A 24,527-nucleotide genomic window follows, 5' to 3' on the forward strand; every position below is an offset into this window, starting at 1 on the left:
TTATTTATTGAAACTGTTTAAACACTCTGCAGCAGCACTTTGCTCAGCATTTTTTTTGGAATTGCCAGTGCCAATAAAGTATTTTGTATTTGGTAATTTTACTCCTACTTTAAATACAGGTTTGTGTCTTGGTCCAGTGTTTGAGATTAATTTATATTTAGGAAGACTTTTAAATTTTTTTAATGTTTGTTCTTGCAATTTGGTTTTGGCATCAATTTCAGTAATAACACTATCGTTAATTTTTGCTTCCCACTGCTTTAAAATAAATTTTTCAACAATATTAAAACCTTTATCGAGATAAATTGCTCCTATTAAAGCTTCACAACTATCTGCAATAATTTTATCTTCAATTTTTATTTTTTTATTTCTTGGATTAAAAGTTTTTATATATTTTTCTAAATTAATTGATTTTGCAATTTCAAGACAAGATTTTTTATTAACAAGTGAAGCAAATTTCTTATCGAGTATTCCCTCTTTTTCGTTGGGATAAATTTCTAATAATTTTTTAGCCATGACCAATCCTAGTACACGATCACCTAAAAATTCAATTTTCTCATTATTATTAGAGGAATTAAAACTTTTATGAGTAAGAGATTGGTCTAATAAATTTTTATTTTTAAAAACTATATTTATTTTTTTTTCTAATTCTTGATACTTTATTTTCATTAATTAATAACATTAAAGGTTCTTTTAAATCTTATAGATTTATGCCATTTCCAAAATTCAATAAAACTTCCTATTTTTTTATCAGATGAAAAAAAAATAAATTGAGCTTTACCAACCAAGTTATCTTTATGAACATAGCCAACACTCGAAAGAAATCTGCTATCTTTAGAACAATCTCTATTATCACCTAAAAAGAAATAATGATCATCTGGAACTGTAAAAACATCTGAATTTTGATAGGTATAATTTTTTAAATAAACTGTATGAAATTTTTTACCATTAGGTAATTTTTCCTCAAACTTTAAGACATCTATTGTTCTGTCACCACAATAAATTTTAGTTTTAAGTGGGATTTTAGATTTAAGTATTTCGCTACTATTTAAATACAGATTAGCATCAATAAACTGGATTTTATCTCCTGGCAGCCCAATTAAACGTTTTATATAATCTGTTCTATTGTCAGCTGGTGTTTTAAATACAATTACATCTCCTCTTTCAGGACTTTTAAACATTATTCTTTTGCTAAATATTGGCGGACTAAAAGGGAAAGAATGTTTACTATATCCATATGAATATTTTGTAACAAATAATCTGTCACCTACAAGTAATGTGGGTTCCATCGAAGAAGAAGGTATATAAAAAGGTTGTACTAAAAGTGATCTAATTATTACTGCAATTATCAAAGCATAAAATAGAGTTTTTATATTTTCTGAAAAAAAGTTTTTATCTAGTTTCATTATGATTGAATAATAGCAAATGCTGTTGAATATTTTTTTTCATCAGAAATGGATAGAAAACAATTATATTTTTTAATTTTAAATTTATTTTTGATCATTTTGGTAATTTTTTTGTTTGTGGCATAATTTGGTTTACCCATTTTATCGTTAACTACTTCTATATCCTTAAAGTTCAATTTCATTCTAAATCCGGTACCCAAAGCTTTTGCAAATGCTTCTTTTGCTGCAAATCTTTTTGAAAAAAAAGCCACTTTATTCTTTACTAAGTTTGATTGTCTTTGTTCTCTCACGCTATAAACTCGATTAATAAAAGATTTATTTTTTATAGCTTCTTTAACTCTCTTATTTTCAATAATATCCACTCCAATACCTAAAATTTTCATTAATTTTTAATAATTTTTTTAAAATCTTTAATTACTTTGGGTAGACCATAAAATATCGACTCTCCAATAATAAAATGTCCTATATTGAATTCCTCTATTTCTTTAATTTTTGTTAAAATTTTAGTTGTTTTGTAATCTAAACCATGACCTGCATGTACTTCTATGTCTAACATAGATGCAAGTTTTGAGCTTTTTTTAATTCTATTTAATTCACTTGAGAAATTTTTATGCGATTTAACATAATTAGCTAGTTTTCCAGTGTGAATTTCAACACAATCCACATTTAATTTTTTTGAAAGTTTAATATCATTTAAATTGGGGTTGATAAATAAACTAGTTCTAATATTTGACTTTTTAAATTTAAAAATTATTTCTTTTAATTTTTTATAATTATCTTTTAGATTCAAACCACCTTCTGTAGTTATTTCTTTTCTTTTTTCTGGAACAATACAAATGTAATTTGGTTTATATCTTAAAGCTTTTTTAATTATTTCACTATTCATTGAGACTTCAAGATTCACTAACACTTTATTCAAAGCACAAATCTCTTTAGTATCTAAATCATTTATGTGTCTCCTATCTTCTCTCAAATGAATAGTTACAGAGTCTGCACCCAATTTTATAACTTTTTTTGCTGCAAATACTGGATTAGGATGTTTTTCACCACGTGCATTACGCAATGTTGCAATATGATCTATATTTACACCTAGTCTTTTCACTTAATAAATCTACTTCCTGGAGTGGTAATGGGAATTGATTTTAGAGATTTAGGTATATTTTTTAGGTTATAGCTAGGCACATCTATTTTTAAATGGGAAACAATTTTATTTTTTATTTTCAAAGATTTTTTTGTTGATCTGTCAATTATAGAGGCAAATCCAACAAGTTTTGCGTTTGATTTTTTTAAAAGTTTCACACATTCCAAACTGGATTTACCAGTCGTAATCACATCTTCTATAATTAAAACCCTTGCTCCCTTTTTTATACTAAAACCTCTTCTGAGAGTAAATTTTCCATTTACCCTCTCGCAAAAAATTGTTTCTTTTTTTAAAATTTTACCAATTTCATAACCTATGATCACGCCACCCATTGCAGGAGCAAGTATTAAATCTATTTTTTTAAAATTTTTTTTAATTTTATTTGCTAATGATTTGCAAATTTTGTCAGCTAAATCAGGAAAACTTAAAAGTTTAGCACATTGAATATACTTTGAAGAGTGTAGTCCTGAGGATAAAACAAAATGTCCTTCTAATAACGCATCAGTCTTTTTTAAAATATTTAAGGATTTTTTGAGTGAAAGCATTTCTTTTTTCTTCGTGTCTAATTATCTTAAATTTTATACCTTTTTGCTTTAGCTCTGCAATAAAATTTGTAAAATTCTTAAGATTTCTGATTATTAATCTAAATTTAAAATTAATATAGTTTGGATTTTTACCTGCCATCTCCAAATTAGAAATGTTAAGTTTATGACTTCCAATTAAAGAACTTATATCACCAAGTTGACCAGGTTTATCAGGCAATGAAATCCAAAGTGTAGTGTTATATTTTTTTGTTTTTTCCTCTTTTTGTTCACCTTTATCATGCCAATATCTTCTAATAGCGGCTCGTGCTTTACCTGTTTTGGTAGTAGGTATCCAATGTAAAGATGGTGAACTATTTTTAGATGTGAGAATGTTAACCCTATCACCATTTCTTAATATTGTTTGTAATTCATTTTTATTTCCATTTACTTCACATCCAATTGCGGAATTACCAATTTTAGTGTGTACAGCATAAGCAAAATCAATTGCTGTTGCATCTTTTGGTAATTTAATTACAGATCCTTTTGGTGTGAAACAAAACACATTTTCCTGAAACATTTGAAGCTTTGTATATTCATACGAGTCCTCAGGATTTTCATTTTTTTCGATAATCTCTACCAAATCTTTTAACCAATCATACTCTTTCCAACTTAATGAATTAAATTTTTCAGAAGATTTATATTGCCAATGTGATGCAACACCTCTTTGTGCAAAGTCATGCATTTCTTTTGTTCTAATTTGAATCTCTATAGGCTTTTTATTTGAGCCAATTACTGAAGTATGAATTGACTTGTATCCATTTATTTTAGGCGAAGAGATATAATCTTTAAATTTGCCAGGAATACAATTCCACTTCTTATGAAATATACCAAGAGTTTTATAACAGTCATCAATAGTATCTAATATAATTCTAAAGCCAATGATGTCTGTTATCTGCTCTAATGAAACTCTTTTTTTTTGAACTTTTCTCCATATTGAAAATGGAGTTTTTTCTCTTCCATATATATCAGCATTAATTTCATGATCGTTCAATATTTCACTAAGTTCATATGATTGTTCTTCAAAAATATCTTTTCTATCTAATTTTATTTCATCAAGTCTTTTTTTTATTAATTTTCTTGCATCGTAATTTAAAATTTCAAATGATAAATCTTCAAGCTCATCACGTATTCTGTGCATACCCATTCTGTCTGCCAATGGAGCATAAATTTCCATTGTTTCTTGAGCAATCCTTTGTCTTTTTTCCACTTTAGTAATTGCTTTAATCGTTCTCATGTTGTGCAATCTGTCTGCAATTTTTACTAACAAAACCCTGATATCTTTTGATGTTGCTAAAATTAATTTTCTAAAGTTTTCTACTTTAGAATTTGATCCAGCTGTATTTTCAAAAACAGATATTTTAGTGACACCATCTACAAGATCAGCAACCTCATCACCAAATTCAGCTTTTATTGTTTCGTATGTTGCAAAGGTATCTTCAATAGTATCATGTAACAACCCAGTAGCAATTGTGGCACTGTCTAATTTTAACTCTGTTAAAATATTTGCAACTTCAATTGGATGTACAGAGTAAGGATCACCGGAAGCTCTCTTTTGACTCTTATGGGCCTTTACAGCAAAATTATATGCTTTATCTAATTTTTCAGGATTTAAAAATTTATTATAATTTTTAACTTTATTAATTAGTTCGTTAGAATTTAGCATAACCCTATTATAACATTAATTTAAATTTGTTTAATAGACCTAATGTCCGCTTGAGGGAGTGAAGAAATCAAGCTTTTAAGATCTTTTTTAATAATTGGATGATGCCAATCTTTTTGAATTTCAAATAAAGGGATAAGTACAAAATTTCTTTTATGCATAAGTTTATGGGGTAAAGTTAATTTGTTTTTTACTTTTAAAACCTTTTTATTAAAGTCGATTATGTCAATATCACAAATACGTGGATCATTTTTTTTACCTTTTTTTCTTCCTAATAAAATTTCAATTTTCTTACATATTTTAAGGAGACTTTCTGGATCAAAACAAAACTTTGCCTTGATAACTACATTTAAAAATTTAGGTTTTTTGGGGTCCGGCCAAGAAGGTGTTTCATAAAAACTTGAGATAGATAAAAAATCTAGATTATTTTCGCTTAAGTGAGATTTTGCAATTTCTATATTTTTTTTTCTATCACCCAAATTAGAGCCAATACCTAAATAAACAATTTTAGCTTGATTTTCTGATATATCTTGCCTTTTCACGGTTCCAATCTCTGCTCTTTTTTGTTGCTCTTTTATCGTATTGCTTCTTTCCTTTAGCAACTGCTAATTCAATTTTGGCCTTCCCTTTTTTAAAATACATTTTGGTTGGAACAATAGTAAATCCATCTCTTTGCATTTTTCCAATTAATTTGTTTATTTCTCTTTTGTTTAACAGTAACTTTCTTTCATCGGTTGGGTTATGATTGGAATAACTTGCTTGTTTGTAAGGTGAAATATGAGAATTAATTAAAATTATTTCTCCATTTTTTTCAACTGCATAAGAGTCTGCTATATTAACTTTTCCATCTCTTACTGATTTAATTTCAGAACCTTTAAGAACAATTCCTGCTTCTAAAATATCCTCAAAAAAATAATTAAAGCTAGCTTTCCTATTTAAACAAATTATTTTTAAACCAGAATTGGTTTTTGTGTTCATTAAATCAATTTTGCTGACTGAAGAGACTTTTTAACAATTTCCTTAGTTTGTTCGGTAACTTTTACCAGGGGTAATCTAACATCATCTCCGCACAGATTTAATAATTTAGCAGCATATTTAACTGGACTAGGATTACTTTCAACAAACATTGAATGATGAATTGGCTGTAAAATTTTATCTAATTTTTCAGCTTCACTAATATCATTTTCAGATTTAGAAAATTTTTGAAAATCTGAACAAAGTTTTGGTGCTATGTTTGCTGTTACACTTATTGCCCCTACTCCACCTCTTTTATTAAATTCAAGCGCATTGTCATCATTACCAGTCAACTGAATAAATTCTTTACCCATTTTTGATAACTGTTGATCAACCCTGTCCAAATCTCCAGTGGCATCTTTTACACCAACTATATTTTTTAATTCAAACAGTCTTGCCATTGTATCAACATTCATATCAATAACTGATCTACCTGGAATATTATAAATTATTATTGGTATCCCACATTTGTCATTTATAGCTTTATAATGCTGATACAAACCTTCTTGACTAGGTTTATTGTAATAAGGTGTTACAATTAGAGCACCATTTGCACCTGCTTTTTCAGCGTGTGAAGTTAAAGAAATAGCTTCCTCAGTAGAATTTGAACCTGTTCCAGCTATAACTGGAATTTTTCCATTACTTTCTTTTATGCAGAGATCAATTACTTTTTGATGTTCATCGTGACTTAACGTTGGGGATTCTCCTGTTGTACCAGCAGGTACAAGCCCACTAGTTCCATTTTCAATATGAAAATGTATTAATTTAATATACGCCTCCTCATCTAAGAGATTGTTTTTAAACGGCGTAATTAAAGCAACATTTGATCCTTTAAACATAAATACTTATAACATAGTTTAAAGATTCATATACCAAAAGATTATGATTAAAAAATTATTATTTTTAATAATAACCTTCTTGATTGGCTTTAATTTCAGTTGGGCACAGATTGTACCTTTAAAAAAACCATCGCTATCCTCTGAAGAATTAAATAAAAAAATGATATTAAACACAATCAAACCTCTAAAAAAACCTTCAAATGTTAAAGTTGAGAAAAAGGTATCTACAAAAGAAACTAAACTTAGTTTTCTTTTACCTAAAAAAAAACCAGTTATTAACGGATTAATCAACTCAGAAACAGTAAAAATTTCTAAATTTTATAATAAAAAAGATTTTGGGATTGCAAAAAAAGCTATTGGCGAGATGCAAAAAGGCCAATGGAAATCTGCAATTAAAATCTCAAAAAAAGCTAAAGATAGATCTATATATAATTTTATAAAGTGGAGACATTTATTAACAACAGGTAATCAAGAGTCATTTTTTGATTACCAAGTCTTTATCGAAGAAAATTCAGATTATCCAAGAATAGATAGATTGAGATATTTGGCTGAACATAAACTCTCCACGGAAAAAGTTTCTCCAAAAAAAATAATCAATTGGTTTTCAAAAAATGAACCTTTAAGTGGATATGGTAAGATGATTTTAGGTGAAAGTCATATTTTATCAGGAGATAAAGCAAAAGGTATTGCTCTGATTAAAAATGGATGGATTTCCGCAGATTTATCAAAAAGTGAGTTAAGGTTTTTCAGAAAAAAATACAAAAAATATCTTGATACAAATGATTATATTAAGAGAGCTGATCATCTAGCTTGGAATAGCGATCATTGGGATTTAAAAAGATTAATCAGATATTTACCTAAAGACTATGAATTGCTCTATACTGCAAGACATATTTTGATGACCAAGGGATACGGAGTAGATCAAGCAATCAAAAATGTTCCAAATAAATTTAAAAATGATGCTGGATTAAACTATGATCGTTTAAAGTGGAGGAGAAAAAAAGGACGATTGGAGTCTTCTACTGAAATTTTACTCAAGATAAGAAATGATAAAGATTATTTAGTTAGACCTGACAAGTGGTGGAAAGAAAGAGAAATTATTTCTCGAAAGTTAATTTATAAAAAACAATATGAACTAGCTTATAAAATTAGTAGCAATCACGGAATGTCTGAAGGGTCTGAATTTGCAGAGGCAGAATGGATGAGTGGTTGGATAGCACTAAGTTTTTTAAACGATCCACTTCTTGCTAAAGATCATTTTAAAAACTTCTTTGATAATGTTAATTATCCAATAAGTGTTTCTAGGGGCGCATACTGGTTAGGTAGGTCATATGAAAAACTAAAAGATAAAGATCAATCGGAAAAATGGTATAAAGAGGCTACAAAATATCTAACTACATATTACGGACAACTAGCATTTTTAAAAATTAACCCTAATGGAAAATTTGAACTTGATAAAACAATGTTGGTTGAAGATGAATATAGAAAAGCCTTTTTTAATAAAGAATTAGTAAAAATTATACATCTTTTGCATGAACTAGATAAAGACAAGTATACAAAATTTATCTTAAGACATCTTGCTAATGATAACGTTTCTGCAGGCAGTGAACTTTTAGCTGCTGAACTTGCTACAAGTATCAGTAGATATGATTTTGCAATACAAGTCTCGAAAATTGCCTCTTATCAAAAAAGATTTCATAACAAATACAATTATCCATTAATAAGCACACCTAAATACATTAATGGAAGAAAGATTCCTGAAAGTGCATTAATTTTATCAATTATAAGGCAAGAAAGTGAATTTGATTTAAAAGCAAATAGTCATGCGGGTGCAAAAGGTTTAATGCAATTAATGCCTTACACAGCAAAATTAGTTGCTAAACAAGCAAAGCTTCCTTATGCAAAATCTCGATTAACAACCGATCCAGAGTACAATATAAATTTAGGGTCTCATTATATTGCCGGTTTAATTCAGCAATATGATGGTGCTTACCCATTTGCAATAGCTGCGTACAATGCTGGTCCAAATAGAGTTAAATATTGGAAAAAATTAAATAAGGATCCACAAAAAAAACAAATAAATTATGTTGATTGGGTTGAGCTAATCAATTTTAGAGAAACTAGAAACTATGTTCAGCGTGTATTAGAAAATTATAATGTGTACAGATATGTACTGGAACAAAATCCAATAGTAATGAAAGATTTTTTTAAAGATCAGCCTTTATATTAGTGGCGGTGTATTGACCCCCTTTGGGTTCGAATCCTCTACACCTACCATTGAGTTGCAACAATAATCGTCCTGAAAGATAACAAAATCAAGGTTTTTGTTGCTACGATACTGAGCGTTCTCATGTCAAATACTTGGTAGCATTGCATCCTTTGTGGAATCTAATACGGTACCATACCGCTAGTTCAACTCCCGTTTTCCTTCCATTGGAAACAATTAATTCAACAAAATTGATTGAATGAATTCACTTGACATCTTTGCACGTGGTGATACGTTTAGTTTAATCATTTGATTAACTTATCTGTATAATATATTTAGGAGATGATCATGAAACGCACCTTGATGATAGCATTATGCACCCTGATATTGGGTGCGTGTTCCGAAGAAAAAACTGTTCAAAAGCTTGTTAAACCAGTTTCTACAATGATTATTGGTGAGACAAAAACTTATGAAAGCCGTGTTGTTTCAGGAGTTGTTCAACCCTCTGACACAACACAATTAAGCTTTGAGGTGACGGGTAAAGTCCAAGAGGTATATTTTGAGCTTGGCGAAGGCTTTGAAAAAGGTCAGCCACTCGCAAAGCTCGATCAAATCAACTATGAATTGGCCGTGAAAGAACGCGAGGGCCAATTATCAGAAGCAAAAGCCCGTTTATTGGAATCCAGGCGTGATTTTGAGCGTAAAAGCGATCTTGTGAAAGATGGCGCAGTTTCCAAATCCCAATTCGATATTTCTAAATCTCAATTTGAAATAGCCAAAGATCAGGTCGATATAGCTAAAGCCCGTTTAGGTATGGCAAAAGAAGACTTAGATGACACAACTTTGAAAGCCCCTTATAAAGGAACAGTGGCCGCAAGAATGATAGAGCCTTCACAGCGTGTAAGTCCCAATATGGCCGCATTCACTGTGCAGGGTGATAATGGCCTTGAAGTCTCTGTTTTAGTTCCTGAAAGCCTCTTATCATCTATAAGTATTGGCAAAGTCGCTTCCATTGAAATTCCTGCCGTTAATATGGACTTTAATGCTGTAATTAAGGAAATTGGGACCGCAGCAGAAGATGCAAGCTCTTTCCCGGTAACGCTCAAAATCAATTCAGAAGACACGCAAAAATTAAAGCCAGGCATGAGCGCAGAAGTCACGTTGGAGTTTGATCGAGTGCAGGAATTCGCTGAAGGTTTTAAATTACCAGTCAATGCATTATTGGCAGAAAGTGAAAACCGGCATTTTGTTTTCAAGCTTACGAAGCCGGAAACTATTTCTCAAAACAATGCAAATGGCCAAGAAGCTATAGCTCCAGAACAAACACAAAACCCAGATGAGTTTATTCTAACAAAAGCCCCCGTTGAGATTATTCAGCTTTTCGATCAACACGCCGTTGTTGGAGGTGATTTGAAAGAAGGCGAGATCATTGTTGATGCCGGGCTACCTTTTCTAAGTGATGGCCTCAAGGTTACGCCTATAAGCAAAGGCGTTAATCGCTATAACCCGTAATCGATTTTTGAAGAGGAGATAATATAAATGCCGACTATTTCAGAAATCGCAGCCAAGAATAACCGCTTGATGCTGGCTTTGGTTTTTGGCCTTATGATCTTTGGATTATTTAGCTATAACCAGCTTCCTTCGCAAGAAGATCCCAAGATCACTATTCGAGAAGCGGTCATTACCACGAATTTTCCGGGGATGTCAGCTGAAAAGATAGAGCTTTTAATCACAAAAACGATCGAAGAAGCTATCCGCGAGCTTCCCCAAATAGACGAGATCCGCTCTGTTTCAATGCCGGGATCGTCAATCATTCATGCCGAGACCAAACAAACCGTTCCGGGTGAAGGGCTAGATCAGGTCTGGGATGAATTAAGAAATGAACTTGAAGCGGTTCGCGGCGACCTGCCCGAAGGAACTGGGCCATATATTATCAATGATGATTTTGGAGATGTGGCGGTCTTAACTCTCGCACTTATTTCAGATGATCGCTTTGATATGGGTGAGCAGCAAGATATGGCGCAGCACATTGCGGATATGCTTTTTAAAGTCGAGGGCGTTAAAAAGATTGATATCCTTGGCGTTCAGCAAGAAAACATCTTTATTGAAACATCTAATGCAAGACTGGCGCAGTTGGGTATATCACCGAATGAGCTTATAACCGCATTGCAAAATCAAAATGTTATTCGTCCGGGAGGTATTATTGATGCCAATGGTCAAAATTTTACCATTCAGCCATCAGGCAATTTTAACAGTGTTGAAGATATTCGTAATGCGCTGATCAGCATTCCCGGTCAGGAAGAAACAATTGCCTTGCGCGATATTGCCAATATCAAACGCGGCATTGTCGACCCGCCCGCTCGCACGGCCTATTTTAATGGCCAGCAAGCGATTGTTTTTGCTATTTCCCAAACCGAAACGTCTGATGTTTTGAAATTCACACCGCGTGTTGAAGAAATGATCGCACATTTGAATGAGAGCATTCCCGCAGGTTACAAGATTCAAAATATTACTCGTCAAGCGGATGTTGTTGAAAACGCAGTCTATGGCGTAAGTTTGAATGTTATCCAAACCCTTACCATTGTTTTGATAGTTGTGATTATATTCTTGGGGCTTCGCACCGGGCTTATTGTTGGATCAATCGTACCGGGCGTCATCCTCATTACACTATCAATCATGAATTTTTTCAATATGCCCTTAGAGCGAATGTCTTTAGCAACTCTGATTATTGCTCTTGGTCTATTGGTTGATAATGGGATCGTAATTGCCGAAGATTTTAAAAAGCGTTTGGAAGAAGGCGAAGATCGTGATGGTGCGCTTAAAAATACAGGCGGAACACTCGCTATTCCGCTTTTAACATCATCTTTAACAACTATTCTTGTGTTCTTGCCCCTGATACTTGCACAGAGCGATTCCGGGGAATACACGCGCTCGATTTCGCTTGTTATTTTGATCTCACTCATGACGTCTTGGGCGTTGTGTCTCACGATTACCCCGTATCTATGTCATAAATTTATCAAGATCAAAAAGAAAGAAGAGCGCAAAGGTATACGCGCTAAAATCCAAGAATTTTTTGATAAGCTTAATCCTATTTATGAAAGCACATTGCACGGAATTATGATGGCAAGACCGCTATTCTTGATCATTATGTTTGCCTTGTTCATGGCCGGGGGCTGGGCAATGGGACTTGTACCTGTCAAATTTTTTCCGGATTCCGACCGCTCACAAGTTCTCATTTATCTTGATATGCCAGCAGGAACATCGATGCGTGAAACAGATGCAACGATGCAGGAGATATTCACGCATTTGGATGATAAAGAGCGTTTCCCGCATATTCAAAAATATGCTGCTTATGGTGGTTTTGGTGGACCACGATTTGTTTTATCTCTCACGCCAATTGATCCGGAAAATTCCAAAGGATTTTTTATGATCAATGTTGGTGAACAAAAACATGCTGAGCCAACGATTAAAGAAATTCGCGCCATGCTGGAAACTGAATTTCCGAATGTCTTTGGCCGCGTTACAAAAATGTTTTTAGGCCCGTCCGATTCATCACTGATTGAAGTGCAAATCAAAGGCCCTGATCAGGATTATATTTACGGTATAGCCAAGCAGATCGAAGGCTTACTTGCCGATATTGAAGGCACGTATGACATCAAAAACGATTGGGAAAACATGGTCACTGAGCTCAAAGTCGAAGTGAACCAGCAAAATGCAAGACGCGCAGGTGTTAGCTCTTTTGATATTGCACAATCTTTAGAGACTTACTTTTCAGGCCGGGTGATCACGGAATTCCGCGAAGGCGATGATATCTTTCCGATTATCTTACGCGCAAAAGATGGGGAGCGTTATGATTTAGATCGCTTGCAAAGTGTAAATGTCTATTCGCAATCACGCGGCATTAATGTGCTGTTGATGCAGGTGGCCAATGTCAATTATGAGACAAGCTTTGCGCGTATCGCGCGTGAAAACTTATTCCGCACGGTAACGGTTGAATCTAAAAACACGATTATGTCGGCTGAAAACATGGTGCCGTTATTAGAGCCAGGTTTAGAAAAAATCCGCCGCACGTTACCGCCAGCTTATGAAATTGAATATGATGGCGTTGTTCAGGAATCAAAAGAATCACAAGCTTCATTAAATGCGAATTTACCGCTATGTTTAGCAATTATCGTAATTTTACTTGTTGGCCAATTTGGATCATTCCGCCGCGCAGGGATTATATTACTCACCGTTCCGCTAATCGTGGTTGGGGCATCAATTGGCCTTTTGGTTATGGGCGCGGATTTTGGCTTTATGGTGATCCTTGGTTTTTATGCTCTAGCTGGGATTATCATCAACAATGCTATTGTTTTAATTGATAGGATTGATATTGAGCGCAATGATTTGTTGAATGAGGATAATGAGAAAGATTTAGATGATAGAGAGAGTAATCTCAAAAACTATGAAGCTGTTGTGAGCGCTTCTGTCAGGCGTTTACGCCCGATTATCATGTCCACCACAACAACGATCTTGGGTCTTATGCCTCTGATCTTATCTGGTGATGCTTTGTTTTATGGATTAGCCAGTGCTATCTCATTCGGTCTTGCCGTTGGAACAATCTTTACGCTTGGGGTTGTGCCCGTGCTTTACACATACTTCTTTAAAATCAAGCCTGTGAAAAAAGAAGAGAATGACACCCAATCTAAGGAGGCTAACTATGCCAATTAAAAACTATATTTCACCTATTCAAATGGAACGTATTGAAGAAAGCGAACGCGCAAAAGCGCTTCTCAATGCCGGAATTGATCTCTTTGGTATTTATGGCATCAAAGGCACTACAACGCGAATGTTGGCTGATGAATCGGGTTCGAATTCTGCGGCTGTCACATACTACTTCGGCAGTAAGCAGGGGCTTTATTTTGCCACAATGGATCATATAGTTGATGGCATTTTGGAGATGACCAATCCTTTCATTGAGGTCATAGAAGAAAAACTCAAAAGCGGTCTCAATAAAAAGGAAGCTCTGGACGAATTCCAAAACCTAATGGAAGGATTTTGTGAGCTCTTTATTGAAGATAATGGCTTAGAGCGTTGGACAAATATCATTTTGCGCGAACATGCCTCGCCGACAGAAGCTTATGATATTTTTTATGATCGATATTACAAACGCACGCAAAACATCATGCGCGAGCTGATTGGAAACGTTACAGATCAAGATTCCAAAAGCGATGAAGTCATGATATTGGCGCATGCCATATTTGGTCAAACTCTCGGTTTCCTTATCGCTCGTGATTCTTTAGAGCGCGGGCTTAAAGGCAAGAAAATCAAGAAAAATCACCATGGCATTATGAAAGAGACTATTCGCATCAATATCCAAGCAATGCTAGGGAGAGGATAGCCATGACGTTTAAGAAATTGATAATATCAAGCGTTTGTGCTCTTAGCCTTGTAGGATGCTCATTAGGCCCAGATTTCAAACAGCCACAGCTTTTATATGGTGATAAACCTTGGGTCAAGAAGGCAAGCGAAAGCAACGCCGGTTTTACAGACATTGAACAAAGATGGTGGCAAAGCTTTGGTGATCCGCAGCTAACAGCATTAGTAGAAAAAGCCGCGATTGAGAACTTTGATATTCGCATTGCCCAAAAAAACCTAGAACAAGCCGATGCTCTGATATCACAAGCGAGATCTGGTCTATTTCCAAACGTGGATGCAGAAGGTTCATTAACTCGCCGTCAAATCAGTGAAACAGCGGGTATTCCGGTAGGACCGGGCAATCCCCGTATTCAGGATTTTTACTCTACAGGGCTTGTCTCAAACTGGGAGCTTGATATTTTTGGTGGGACGCGCCGTGAAATCTCGGCTGCTTATGCTAGATATCAAAGTCTAGAAGAGCAAAAACGAGACACGCTTTTACTTGTTTTATCAGAAGTTGCACGAAATTATGTGGAACTTCGTGGCACACAAAAACGGCAAGCGATCATTCAATCGAATATAGATTTACAACAACGCACAGCCGATCTTGTTAAACGCCGCTTTGATATAGGCGACGCAAGCGAGTTTGATTATTCAAGGACATTAGCGCAGCTTCAATCAACGAAAGCGAGGCTTCCAAATGTTGATGGACAAATCGATAAGCTTATTTATCGTTTATCAGTTTTAACTGGGCAGCCGCCAGAAGCTCTTAAAGATGAATTGAGCCTTGCAAAAGCTTTGCCTTTTAATCCTGAAATTGTTCCTATTGGCCTGCGTTCAGATCTTTTACGCCGCCGTCCGGATATTAGAGCAGCGGAGCGTGAATTAGAAGCAGAAGTGAATGATATTGGTGCACGAACAGCCGATTTGTTTCCTAAATTCACACTCACTGGTAATATTGGTTATGAAAGTATCGGTGCGGATGATTTCTTATCAAGCGCCTCGCGTGTTTGGAGTATCGGCACAGGCATAAGCTGGCCGATCTTTAGCGCAGGGCGTATCAGGGCGCAGATCAACGCCGAAGAAGCCGGGGCAGAAGCTGCCGCGCTTGAATATGAAAAGACCGTTCTCTTGGCCTTAGAAGATGCAGAAAGCGCATTCACGCAATATGGGCGCGAGCTTGAAACAAGAAATCAACTTAAACAGGCCGTTGCAACACGTAATAACAATCTCGAACTATCCCGTAAACGATACGAAAGCGGTTTAGATAGTTTGATCAATTTGATTGATACCGAACGCGAAGCCTTAACTAGTCAAGAAGAGCTTGTTGCTTCTGAAACGCAAACACTTGTGAAGCTCGTTCGCCTCTATAAATCTCTTGGCGGTGGATGGGAAAGCTTCGAGCATTAAACACATAGCTATCTTAAATTTTTTTTTACATTTTTTAGCACCTTCACATCAAGGAAGCTCGCATGGTGACACCCCAAAAAGGTGACCAAGTCTGATGGTGAGTAGAGAATCTGATCGTTACCGTATTGCTGGAGGCTATGCCATCTTGGGCATATGAAAGTTCGTTTTAGGTTAATGGCGGAGAGAGAGGGATTCGAACCCTCGGTACAAGTTTCCTCGCACGGTCATTTAGCAAACGACTGGTTTCAGCCTCTCACCCATCTCTCCGTATGACATTGTGTAATAAGTGATTTTATTGAAAATTCAATATTTATAAAGTAATTATTCAATTATTATGGGAAATAAATACTCAGTATTTTCATTAATCAAAAATGCTCTTTCATACCATGAGAATTGGCAAAGAGCATGGAAAGACCCTACTCCAAAAAAAGAGTATGATGCTGTCATAGTTGGTGGAGGTGGTCATGGTTTAGCGACAGCATACTATTTAGCAAAAAAACACAATATGAAAAATATTGCTGTTGTTGAAAAAGGATGGATTGGTGGAGGAAACACTGGTCGTAACACTACAATTATCAGATCAAATTATTTATGGGACGCAAGTGCTGGACTTTATGATCACGCGCTAAAAATTTGGGAAGGATTATCTCAAGAGCTAAACTACAATGTAATGTTTAGTCAAAGAGGTGTAATGAATCTTGCTCACAATTTGCAAGATGTAAGAGATTTAAAAAGAAGAACACACGCAAATAGACTAAATGGCATTGATGCCGTTTACTTGAGTACAGAAGAAGTTAAAAAGTTTTGTCCAATTATAAATACATCTCAAGATATAAGATATCCGGTACTTGGTGGTACATTACAAAGAAGAGCTGGTACAGCAAGACATGATGCTGTTGCCTGGGGTTATGCTAGAGGTGCTGATGAAATGGGTGTTGATATAATTCAAAATTGTGAAGTAAAAGGTATAAAAAGAAATGGTGATACTGTTGAAGGTATAGAAACAACAAAAGGTTTTATTAAAACAAAAAAAATTGGAGTTGTGGCAGCTGGACATTCAAGTGTGATTGCTAATATGGCTGGAATAAGACTTCCTCTAGAAAGCAAACCTCTTCAAGCACTAGTATCAGAACCTGTGAAACCAATTATAGATACAGTTGTTATGTCAAACGCTGTTCACGCTTACGTAAGTCAATCTGATAAAGGTGAATTAGTTATTGGCGCTGGAACAGACGATTATGTTTCATACACTCAGAAAGGAAGTCATCAAATAGTCGAGGGAACTCTAAATGCTATTTTAGAATTGTATCCAATTTTCAGCAGAATGAGAATGCTAAGACAATGGGGAGGAATAGTAGACATTTGTCCTGATGCAAGTCCAATATTAAGTAAAACTTCTATCAAAGGACTTTATTTTAATTGTGGTTGGGGTACAGGAGGTTTTAAAGCTACACCTGGATCAGGAGATTTATTTGCACACACAATTGCTAATGATGAGCCACACAAACTCAACGCAGCATTTAATTTAAATAGATTTGTAAGTGGAGACCTTGTTGATGAACATGGCGCTGCAGCAGTTGCTCACTAATGTTTGTTATTAATTGTCCATATTGTGGTGAGAGAGATCAGCAAGAATTTAAAGCTGGTGGTGAAGCTCATATTGAAAGACCAAAACAACCGACAGAACTTAGTGATGATGAATGGGCAGAATATTTATTTATGAGAAAAAATATTAAAGGTGTTCAATATGAAAGATGGAACCATGCTCATGGTTGTCGTAAATGGTTTAATATGATTAGAGACACTTCGAATGATGAGATTAAAGCAATCTATAAAATGGGAGAAAAACCCCCATCGATATAAAACAAATGTCAGAAAATTTAAGAGTTAAATCTAGTCAATATATTGATGAAACAACAAGAGTTTCGTTTAAATTTAATGGTACAACTTATTATGGATTTAAAGGAGACACTCTTGCTTCTGCTTTATTGGCAAATAATGTTCATTTAGTAGGTAGGAGTTTTAAATACCATAGACCAAGAGGTATAATGACATCAGGTTCTGAGGAGCCAAATGCAATTGTTCAAATTAATCCAAATACTAATAGAACTGAACCAAATGTTAGGGCAACTGAAGTTGAAATATATGAAGGAATGGAGGCATCAAGTCAAAATTGCTGGCCAAGTGTAAACTTTGATATTGGTGGAATAAACAATTTTTTATCACCCCTATTACCTGCAGGATTTTATTACAAAACATTTATGTGGCCTCCAAGCTTCTGGGAAAAATATGAATACTTTATAAGACACTCAGCAGGACTGGGGAAATCACCAACATCAAACGATCCTGATATTTACGATCACAGAAACATTCATTGCGATGTTCTAGTAGTTGGAGCAGGTATATCTGGAATTCTAGCAGCTAAAAATGCTGCAAAGAATAACTACAAAACTTTACTTTTAGATGAAAAAAATGAATTGGGAGGATCAACTATTTATGAAAACAATGAAAGTAATAAAATTGATAATAAAATTTCATCCGAATGGTTAAAAAAAGAAATTGAAGAACTTAAAAATATTAAAAATTTAGAAATAAAAACTAGAACAAGTGTTGCTGCGTACCATCAATATAATTATTTGCTAGCAAGAGAGAACTTAACAGATCATTTAGAAAAAAAAGATAAGACAAATAAAATTAGACAAAGATTACTCAAAATAAGAGCAAAGAAGGTAATTTTGGCAACAGGTGCTTTGGAAAGACCGATGGTATTTAATAATAATGATAGACCTGGAATAATGCTTTCTTCTGCAATTAAAAAATATAGTGATTTTTATGGTGTAGCCTGTGGTAGGAAGATTATTTTTTTTACAAATAATGATAGTGCTTATGAAAGTGCACTTTCATTAAACGATAAAGGTATAAAAGTTGAAGCAATAGTTGATATTAGAAAGCAATCTAAAACAAATTTAGAAAAAAGAGTTATTGATGCAGGTATAAAAATATACTGGGAACATACAGTTGTTGATACCTCTGGTTATAAAAGATTAAACAATGTCTCAATAATGAAACTATCAAATGATGGAACTTCAGTAACTGGAAATAAAATTTCCATTTCATGTGATTGCTTAGGAGTTGCTGGTGGATGGACTCCGGCTGTTCACCTATACACTCAGTCAGGTAGTAAACTTACTTTTGATGAGGATAAAAAAATATTTATTCCAAATAAAAATAATCCAGATCAAATAAGTGTTGGATCTTGTTGCGGTGATTTTAAGCTTGATGAAATACTTAAAAACTTAAATGATAAACTAAAAGATTTTTTAGATATAAATAAAACAGATTTTGAAAATATTACTGTTAATAACGAACAAGAGATTTCAAAAAGAAACATATGGTTATTACCATCTGATAAAGCTTTAGGCAAAACTAAGCCTTTTGTTGATTATCAAAATGATGCAACTGCAAAGGATATAAAATTAGCACTAAGAGAGGGTTTCAGATCTATCGAACATGTCAAAAGATATACAACAACTGGGATGGGTACTGATCAAGGAAAATTAGGAAATATGCATGCATTGGGAATAATAGCAGATACAGCAGGTGTTAAGATGGGAGAACTTGGAACGACTACTTTTAGACCTCCTTATACTCCTTTAACATTTGGAACAATTGTAGGACGTAATGTTGGTAAGTTTTTTGATATTTTTAGAAGAACACCTATGGATGATTGGCATGTTGAACAAAAAGCAGAATTTGAAAATGTTGGTCAATGGAAAAGAGCTTGGTACTACCCTATCGATGGTGAAACTATGCACCAAGCAGTTCAAAGAGAAAGCAAAGCTGCAAGAGAGAGTTCGGGAATATTAGATGCGTCCACACTTGGTAAGATTGATATACAAGGAAGTGATGCCTCAGAGTTTTTAAATAGAGTTTATACAAATGCATGGTCAAAACTTGGCATTGGCAAATGTAGATATGGTTTAATGTTAAATGAAGATGGTATGGTATATGACGATGGTGTTACTACAAGATTAGGTGAAAATCACTATCTAATGACAACAACAACTGGTGGTGCAGCAAATGTTCTTGGAAAATTAGAGGATTACCTTCAAACTGAGTGGCCAGAATTAGATGTATATTTAACTTCAGTTACAGATCAATTTGCTACTGCGAGTTTGTGTGGCCCAAATAGTAAAAAAATTCTTAAAAAAATTATTCCTGATTTAGATTTGTCTGATGAAAATTTTCCACACATGTCTTTTAAAGAAGCAAAAATCGGAAGCATTGTTTGCAGAATTATGAGAATAAGTTTCACAGGTGAGCAAAGTTTTGAAATTAACGTACAAGCAAGTTATGGAAAAGATCTGTGGGAGAAATGTATAGAGGCTGGTAAAGAATTTAATATTACTCCTTATGGTACAGAAACGATGCACTTACTGAGAGCTGAAAAAGGTTTTATTATTGTTGGCCAAGATACAGATGGAACAATGACACCAATAGATTTACAGATGGATTGGATTGTTAGTAAAAAGAAATATGATTTTATTGGCAAAAGATCTCTTTACAGATCAGATACTATGAGAGAAGACAGAAAACAATTGGTGGGATTATTAACAGATGACCCTAAAGTTGTACTAGAGGAAGGAGCACAAATTATTTCTGAACTAAATAAAAATCCTGTTGAAATGCTTGGTCATGTTACATCAAGTTACTTTAGTCCTAATTTAAATAAATCTATAGCCCTAGCTGTTGTCAGAGGTGGGAAAGGTATGATGGGTAAAAAACTATTTATCCCTATGGAAGATAAAACAATTAATGTAACTGTTTCAAATCCAGTATTTTTTGATCAAACTAATGAAAGATTAAATGCTTAATTATAATCAAGTAACAAATAGTGAAATTAATAATAACGGTGTTTCCATAAAAGAAATTGCACCAATAATGAAATTAAATTTAAGAGGCAAAACAAGAGAATTTTTTACAAATGTAGGAAAAAGTTTGAATATGATTTTGCCAACAGAAGCAAATACATCTTCATCTAGTGATAAACTTACTGCGATATGGTTAAGTCCAGATGAATGGATGATTGTATCAAATGAGACTACTAGCAAAGAAACCAATACATACGAATTAAATGATATATTATTTAATAATATTTCAAAAACATCATTAGGAGCAGTCACTGATGTAACTGACCAATTTGTTCAATTAGAGATAAAAGGTGATAAAATATATGAACTTTTTTCTTCAGGATGTCCTTTTAATTTTAATTTATTTCGTGAAAAAAAAGGGTCAACAACTCAAACTTTGCTAAATCATATAGACGTTATTATTCACAATAAAGACAAAGATTATGTTAATCTATTTGTTAGAAGATCATTTGCCAAACACCTTTGGGAATGGATGGAAGATAGCTCTTCAAGATTATAAAAATTAATCTTTACGCCTATAATCCCACGGCATTTCAAATTTACCTTGCCAAATCCCTAATTTATTATTTTTGGCATTAATCTCATCAGAAATATATTTTTTAGAATACTTTCTATAAGCTACTGCATAACCATTTGAAACCATCCAAGAATTTAAATTTATATTTCTTTTAAAACACTCGCCTACTAACCTTTTATACCTATCAACATCCAAAATATTACAATTTAATTTTTGTTTATTAATCTTTTTAATTAACTTTTGAGTAGATACTTCTCCACACATATAATCTTTAGTAAAAGACATAAAAGATATTGTTAAATAAGTTTTTTTACATTTTTGTTTTTTTTCAGGTGCATCAATACCGTATAATCTAATTTTTTTTGAATTGATCTTAATTGTATCTCCATCAACAACTTTAGCAAAACCTGATATTTTATTTATATTTTCAGATCTTACATCGTTATATGTAATTATAAAAAATATAGATGAAATAATTATCAAAATTATCAATTTCTTTTTTGTATAAAACATTAACCAGTAGTTAATTTATTGTTAATATAATATTTAACATAAAAGAATAGTAAGATTGATATTAACCATTGCGATATTGCCCAGATATAAAAGAAAGTTTTAAAGTCTGCATCAATAGAACGTGCTATATAATAAGATAAAAATGGAACCAAAACGTTCCTTAATATATTGTTAATCATTGCTTTCTCAGATTTTTTTAAAGCCATAAAAAAACCATTTGATAGAAAAAAAATTGGGTACGCTGGTAAGATAAAAGCAGAAATTTTTAAATACATTGACCCATATTCAATAACTTCCTTGTTAGATGAAAAAAATTTTGGCATTAGATCTGCAGTTACAAATACCAATACTCCAGACGCTAACATTATAACCAAGCCGTATTTTACAGATGTAAAATAAGATTGCTTTACTCTATCATAATATTTCGCACCTATATTCTGTGCAATAATTGATATTATTGCTGTATTGATCCCCAATACAGGCAACAAGACAACCTGCTCTATCCTTGTTGCTGCTCCATAACCTGCTACAGCATATTCTCCTGTAAATGCAACATAAGTAAATACAATCGTTGCAGCAATTGAGTACCCAAGAATAGCTATTGTAATTGGCATTGATTGGAAGAAAATATTCTTAATGTAGAAGAATTTAATCTTAAAATTTTGAAAAGTGATCTCTTTAATACGTTTATTTTTTAACAATTTAATTAAAACGATTATTAGAGAAAGGAATTGTGCAATCAAAGTTGCATAACCTATGCCCCCAACACCAAAAGCTGGAATAAATAAAAATCCAAATATAAATATTGGATTTAATAAAATGTTTAAAAAAAAAGATAATATAAGAGCATTTCTATATGTAACTGTATCTCCCTCAGCATGAAGAAATGAGTTTAAAGCAACAACTAGAATAAAGAGAATAGTTCCATAAAATATTACATTAGTATACTCAAGGCCAAGAGTAATTACCTCTCTTGATGAATTCATAGTTAAAAATAATTTTTCGGAGAAACTAAATCCAATTATTGATACAATTATTGAAATAATTACTGAATAAAGAATGATATTAGTAAAATAACCTAATACATTTTTTTCGTTTTTTTCCCCAATGCTACTTCCAATTAATGAAGTGCCAGCAACAGTGACACCAATAGATGTAGCAATAATTAGAAAGTAAATTGGAAAGGATTTACTTAAAGCAGATAAAGCTTCAGGCGAAATTTTCCCAGCATAAAAAGTATCAACTAAAGTGTATAATGTTTGAAATAATGTTCCAACACTTGCTGGTATTGCAAGTTTTTTTATAAGTTGAGAGACGTCATCTTTTAATAAATTCATTTCTTTAAACTAAAAATATTTAATATTCTTTTTGAAAGATATGACTTTTTCCAGTTTTTTTGGCAAGGTTAATTTGTTTTTGTCTCATTCTAAATCTCGATTTTTGATCATTTGTTAAATTATCGTGACAATTTGGACAAGAAACCCCTTCTTCATATTTTTTAGATTTTTTATCTTTTAAAGAAATAGGTTTTCTACAACCACTACACATTGAGTAAGAACCTATTTTCAAACCATGCTTTAAACTAATTCTGTTGTCAAAGACGAAGCACTCACCTTTCCATAAACTTTTTTTTGGGTCTGTTTTTTTTAAATAGTTTAAAATACCACCTTTTAGTTGGTATACATTATTGTAGCCTTTATTTTCCAAATAGACTGACGCTTTTTCACACCTAATACCTCCAGTGCAAAACATAGCAATGGGTTGATTTTTTTTTAATTTTTTTAGATATTTTGGAAAATCTCGAAAATTATCTACATCTGGATTAATTGAACCTTTAAAAGTTCCAACTTTGTATTCAAAGGGTTTTCTCGCATCAATTAAAACTGTTTTTTTATCTTTAATTAATGAGTTCCACTTTTGAGGGTTAACATGACTATCTTTTTTTTTAATTCTCTTTTTTAAACTTAAATTCATTGGAACCACTTCTTTTTTAATTTTTACTTTTAGTTTATGAAACGGCTGAAAAGAGCTTTTTGAATTATTAATGCTATCAAATTTTTTAAATTTAAATAATTTGTGTAAATAGTCTTTAATCAATTTAATATCATTATTTTTTCCAGAAATTGTTCCATTTAACCCTTCGTTAGAAATAATAATTGTTCCACGTATGTTTTTATTTAATAATTGATCTTGAAGTATTTTTTGATTTTTCTTTAAATAAGAAATTTTAATAAACTTATAAAATCCAAAAACATCAAACATTATAATTTTCTACAAACCGTCATACCATCACCTAATGGAACTATAATTTTTTCAACTCTTTTATCTTTAGAAACATAATTATTAAAATCTTTAATTGTTAAAGTGATTTTATCATCACTATTTTCATCAACAACTTGACCATACCATAGAACATTATCAATTATTATTAAGCCATTTTTCTTTAATAATATTAAAGTTTTTTCATAATATTCTTTATAATTTTTCTTATCAGCATCAATAAAGATTAAATCAAAATCATTTTCTTTTATTTCACTCAAACTTTCTAAAGCAGGTTTAATTATTGTTTGAATTTTATGACCTTGTTTTGCTTTTTCAAAAAATTTTATTGCAATTTCATTAGTTTCTTGATTTTTGTCCAAAGCAATAATTCTACCATCTTCTGGTAAAGCAAGAGACATTGACAAAGCACTTAAGCCAGTAAAAGTTCCAATCTCTAGTATTTTTCTAACATTGGATGTTTTTACTATTAAGTGTAAAAATTGAGATTGTGAGATAGATATTTGCATCCTTTTAATATCTCCCAGAGACTCATTATAAGAAATAATTTCTTTTTGAACTGAATGAAGATCTAGTCCATTATTTAAAATGTACTCTTGAATTTTAGTACTAATTTTTAGGTCTGAGCCCAT

22 protein-coding genes and 1 tRNA gene are annotated in these 24,527 nt (G+C 32.8%); 9 read left to right on the top strand and 14 right to left on the bottom strand.

Features of this window, described 5'->3' with window-relative positions; translation table 11 throughout:
• From rnc to dapA, 9 genes are read right to left on the bottom strand one after another with little or no spacing between them, the layout of a single operon-like run.
• On the bottom strand, positions 1 to 666 hold the full coding sequence (gene rnc, locus ACTTBO_RS05270) for a ribonuclease III (RefSeq protein ID WP_440656709.1): 666 nt from the start codon (positions 664 to 666) through the stop codon (positions 1 to 3).
• On the bottom strand, positions 666 to 1,403 hold the full coding sequence (lepB, locus tag ACTTBO_RS05275; RefSeq protein WP_440656710.1) for a signal peptidase I: 738 nt from the start codon (positions 1,401 to 1,403) through the stop codon (positions 666 to 668). Before lepB ends, rnc begins: the two co-directional genes overlap by 1 nt.
• Positions 1,403 to 1,786, bottom strand: coding sequence for a holo-ACP synthase (gene acpS / locus ACTTBO_RS05280; protein ID WP_440656711.1), 384 nt, complete (start codon positions 1,784 to 1,786; stop codon positions 1,403 to 1,405). The genes lepB and acpS overlap by 1 nt, the downstream gene beginning before the upstream one ends.
• Positions 1,786 to 2,505 (bottom strand): pyridoxine 5'-phosphate synthase, encoded by a 720-nt coding sequence (locus ACTTBO_RS05285; protein ID WP_440656712.1) that lies wholly within the window; start codon positions 2,503 to 2,505, stop codon positions 1,786 to 1,788. The genes acpS and ACTTBO_RS05285 overlap by 1 nt, the downstream gene beginning before the upstream one ends.
• On the bottom strand, positions 2,502 to 3,089 hold the full coding sequence (pyrE, locus tag ACTTBO_RS05290) for an orotate phosphoribosyltransferase (protein WP_440656713.1): 588 nt from the start codon (positions 3,087 to 3,089) through the stop codon (positions 2,502 to 2,504). The genes ACTTBO_RS05285 and pyrE overlap by 4 nt, the downstream gene beginning before the upstream one ends.
• Positions 3,046 to 4,791 carry a RelA/SpoT family protein gene (locus ACTTBO_RS05295; RefSeq protein WP_440656714.1) on the bottom strand — a complete coding sequence of 582 codons (1,746 nt, stop codon included), beginning with the start codon at positions 4,789 to 4,791 and terminating at the stop codon, positions 3,046 to 3,048. The genes pyrE and ACTTBO_RS05295 overlap by 44 nt, the downstream gene beginning before the upstream one ends.
• Before the next feature lie 20 nt (positions 4,792 to 4,811).
• Positions 4,812 to 5,330 carry a 2-amino-4-hydroxy-6-hydroxymethyldihydropteridine diphosphokinase gene (folK, locus tag ACTTBO_RS05300; protein WP_440656715.1) on the bottom strand — a complete coding sequence of 173 codons (519 nt, stop codon included), beginning with the start codon at positions 5,328 to 5,330 and terminating at the stop codon, positions 4,812 to 4,814.
• Positions 5,296 to 5,766 (bottom strand): SsrA-binding protein SmpB, encoded by a 471-nt coding sequence (smpB, locus tag ACTTBO_RS05305; RefSeq protein WP_440656716.1) that lies wholly within the window; start codon positions 5,764 to 5,766, stop codon positions 5,296 to 5,298. The genes folK and smpB overlap by 35 nt, the downstream gene beginning before the upstream one ends.
• A complete protein-coding gene (gene dapA / locus ACTTBO_RS05310; protein ID WP_440656717.1) occupies positions 5,766 to 6,641 on the bottom strand; it encodes a 4-hydroxy-tetrahydrodipicolinate synthase in 876 nt (291 codons plus the stop codon). Before dapA ends, smpB begins: the two co-directional genes overlap by 1 nt.
• A gap of 43 nt (positions 6,642 to 6,684) precedes the next feature.
• Here dapA and ACTTBO_RS05315 point away from each other — a divergent pair, with 43 nt between their 5' ends.
• The 5 genes from ACTTBO_RS05315 (at position 6,685) to ACTTBO_RS05335 (ending at position 15,654) form a co-directional block, all read left to right on the top strand.
• Complete coding sequence (locus tag ACTTBO_RS05315) at positions 6,685 to 8,871, top strand: lytic transglycosylase domain-containing protein (RefSeq protein ID WP_440656718.1); 2,187 nt, start codon at positions 6,685 to 6,687, stop codon at positions 8,869 to 8,871.
• A 324-nt stretch (positions 8,872 to 9,195) separates the two neighbouring features.
• A complete protein-coding gene (locus tag ACTTBO_RS05320; RefSeq protein ID WP_440656719.1) occupies positions 9,196 to 10,359 on the top strand; it encodes an efflux RND transporter periplasmic adaptor subunit in 1,164 nt (387 codons plus the stop codon).
• Between the two features lie 27 nt (positions 10,360 to 10,386).
• Entirely contained in the window at positions 10,387 to 13,557 is a 3,171-nt protein-coding gene (locus ACTTBO_RS05325) for an efflux RND transporter permease subunit (protein ID WP_440656720.1), read from the top strand.
• The gene (locus ACTTBO_RS05330; protein WP_440656721.1) at positions 13,547 to 14,227 is read left to right on the top strand and encodes a CerR family C-terminal domain-containing protein; all 681 of its coding nucleotides are present in this window, start codon (positions 13,547 to 13,549) and stop codon (positions 14,225 to 14,227) included. The genes ACTTBO_RS05325 and ACTTBO_RS05330 overlap by 11 nt, the downstream gene beginning before the upstream one ends.
• Before the next feature lie 2 nt (positions 14,228 to 14,229).
• The gene (locus ACTTBO_RS05335; RefSeq protein ID WP_440656722.1) at positions 14,230 to 15,654 is read left to right on the top strand and encodes an efflux transporter outer membrane subunit; all 1,425 of its coding nucleotides are present in this window, start codon (positions 14,230 to 14,232) and stop codon (positions 15,652 to 15,654) included.
• 175 nt (positions 15,655 to 15,829) lie between these two features.
• Here the strand turns inward: ACTTBO_RS05335 and ACTTBO_RS05340 are convergent.
• Positions 15,830 to 15,921: transfer RNA gene (locus ACTTBO_RS05340), tRNA-Ser, on the bottom strand.
• A 67-nt stretch (positions 15,922 to 15,988) separates the two neighbouring features.
• Between ACTTBO_RS05340 and ACTTBO_RS05345 the strand changes: the two genes are divergently transcribed.
• From ACTTBO_RS05345 to ACTTBO_RS05360, 4 genes are read left to right on the top strand one after another with little or no spacing between them, the layout of a single operon-like run.
• Complete coding sequence (locus ACTTBO_RS05345) at positions 15,989 to 17,242, top strand: sarcosine oxidase subunit beta family protein (RefSeq protein WP_440656723.1); 1,254 nt, start codon at positions 15,989 to 15,991, stop codon at positions 17,240 to 17,242.
• The gene (locus ACTTBO_RS05350) at positions 17,242 to 17,517 is read left to right on the top strand and encodes a sarcosine oxidase subunit delta (protein ID WP_075506763.1); all 276 of its coding nucleotides are present in this window, start codon (positions 17,242 to 17,244) and stop codon (positions 17,515 to 17,517) included. The genes ACTTBO_RS05345 and ACTTBO_RS05350 overlap by 1 nt, the downstream gene beginning before the upstream one ends.
• A 5-nt stretch (positions 17,518 to 17,522) precedes the next feature.
• A complete protein-coding gene (locus ACTTBO_RS05355; protein WP_440656724.1) occupies positions 17,523 to 20,528 on the top strand; it encodes a sarcosine oxidase subunit alpha family protein in 3,006 nt (1,001 codons plus the stop codon).
• Positions 20,521 to 21,084, top strand: a complete 564-nt coding sequence (locus tag ACTTBO_RS05360) for a sarcosine oxidase subunit gamma (RefSeq protein ID WP_440656725.1) — start codon at positions 20,521 to 20,523, stop codon at positions 21,082 to 21,084. Before ACTTBO_RS05355 ends, ACTTBO_RS05360 begins: the two co-directional genes overlap by 8 nt.
• Positions 21,085 to 21,087: 3 nt before the next feature.
• On the opposite strand, the gene ACTTBO_RS05365 is transcribed toward ACTTBO_RS05360, so the two are convergent.
• Genes ACTTBO_RS05365 through ACTTBO_RS05380 form a run of 4 tightly spaced genes read right to left on the bottom strand, consistent with a single transcriptional unit; the run spans position 21,088 to position 24,527 of the window.
• On the bottom strand, positions 21,088 to 21,615 hold the full coding sequence (locus ACTTBO_RS05365) for a thermonuclease family protein (RefSeq protein ID WP_440656726.1): 528 nt from the start codon (positions 21,613 to 21,615) through the stop codon (positions 21,088 to 21,090).
• The gene (locus tag ACTTBO_RS05370; protein ID WP_440656727.1) at positions 21,615 to 22,952 is read right to left on the bottom strand and encodes an MATE family efflux transporter; all 1,338 of its coding nucleotides are present in this window, start codon (positions 22,950 to 22,952) and stop codon (positions 21,615 to 21,617) included. Before ACTTBO_RS05370 ends, ACTTBO_RS05365 begins: the two co-directional genes overlap by 1 nt.
• 19 nt (positions 22,953 to 22,971) lie before the next feature.
• Positions 22,972 to 23,877 carry an oxygen-dependent tRNA uridine(34) hydroxylase TrhO gene (gene trhO / locus ACTTBO_RS05375; RefSeq protein WP_440656728.1) on the bottom strand — a complete coding sequence of 302 codons (906 nt, stop codon included), beginning with the start codon at positions 23,875 to 23,877 and terminating at the stop codon, positions 22,972 to 22,974.
• Positions 23,877 to 24,527, bottom strand: a complete 651-nt coding sequence (locus tag ACTTBO_RS05380; protein ID WP_440656729.1) for an O-methyltransferase — start codon at positions 24,525 to 24,527, stop codon at positions 23,877 to 23,879. The genes trhO and ACTTBO_RS05380 overlap by 1 nt, the downstream gene beginning before the upstream one ends.

The organism is Candidatus Pelagibacter sp. HIMB1509 (assembly GCF_052047855.1).
In the GTDB taxonomy this organism is placed as follows: Bacteria; Pseudomonadota; Alphaproteobacteria; order Pelagibacterales; family Pelagibacteraceae; genus Pelagibacter.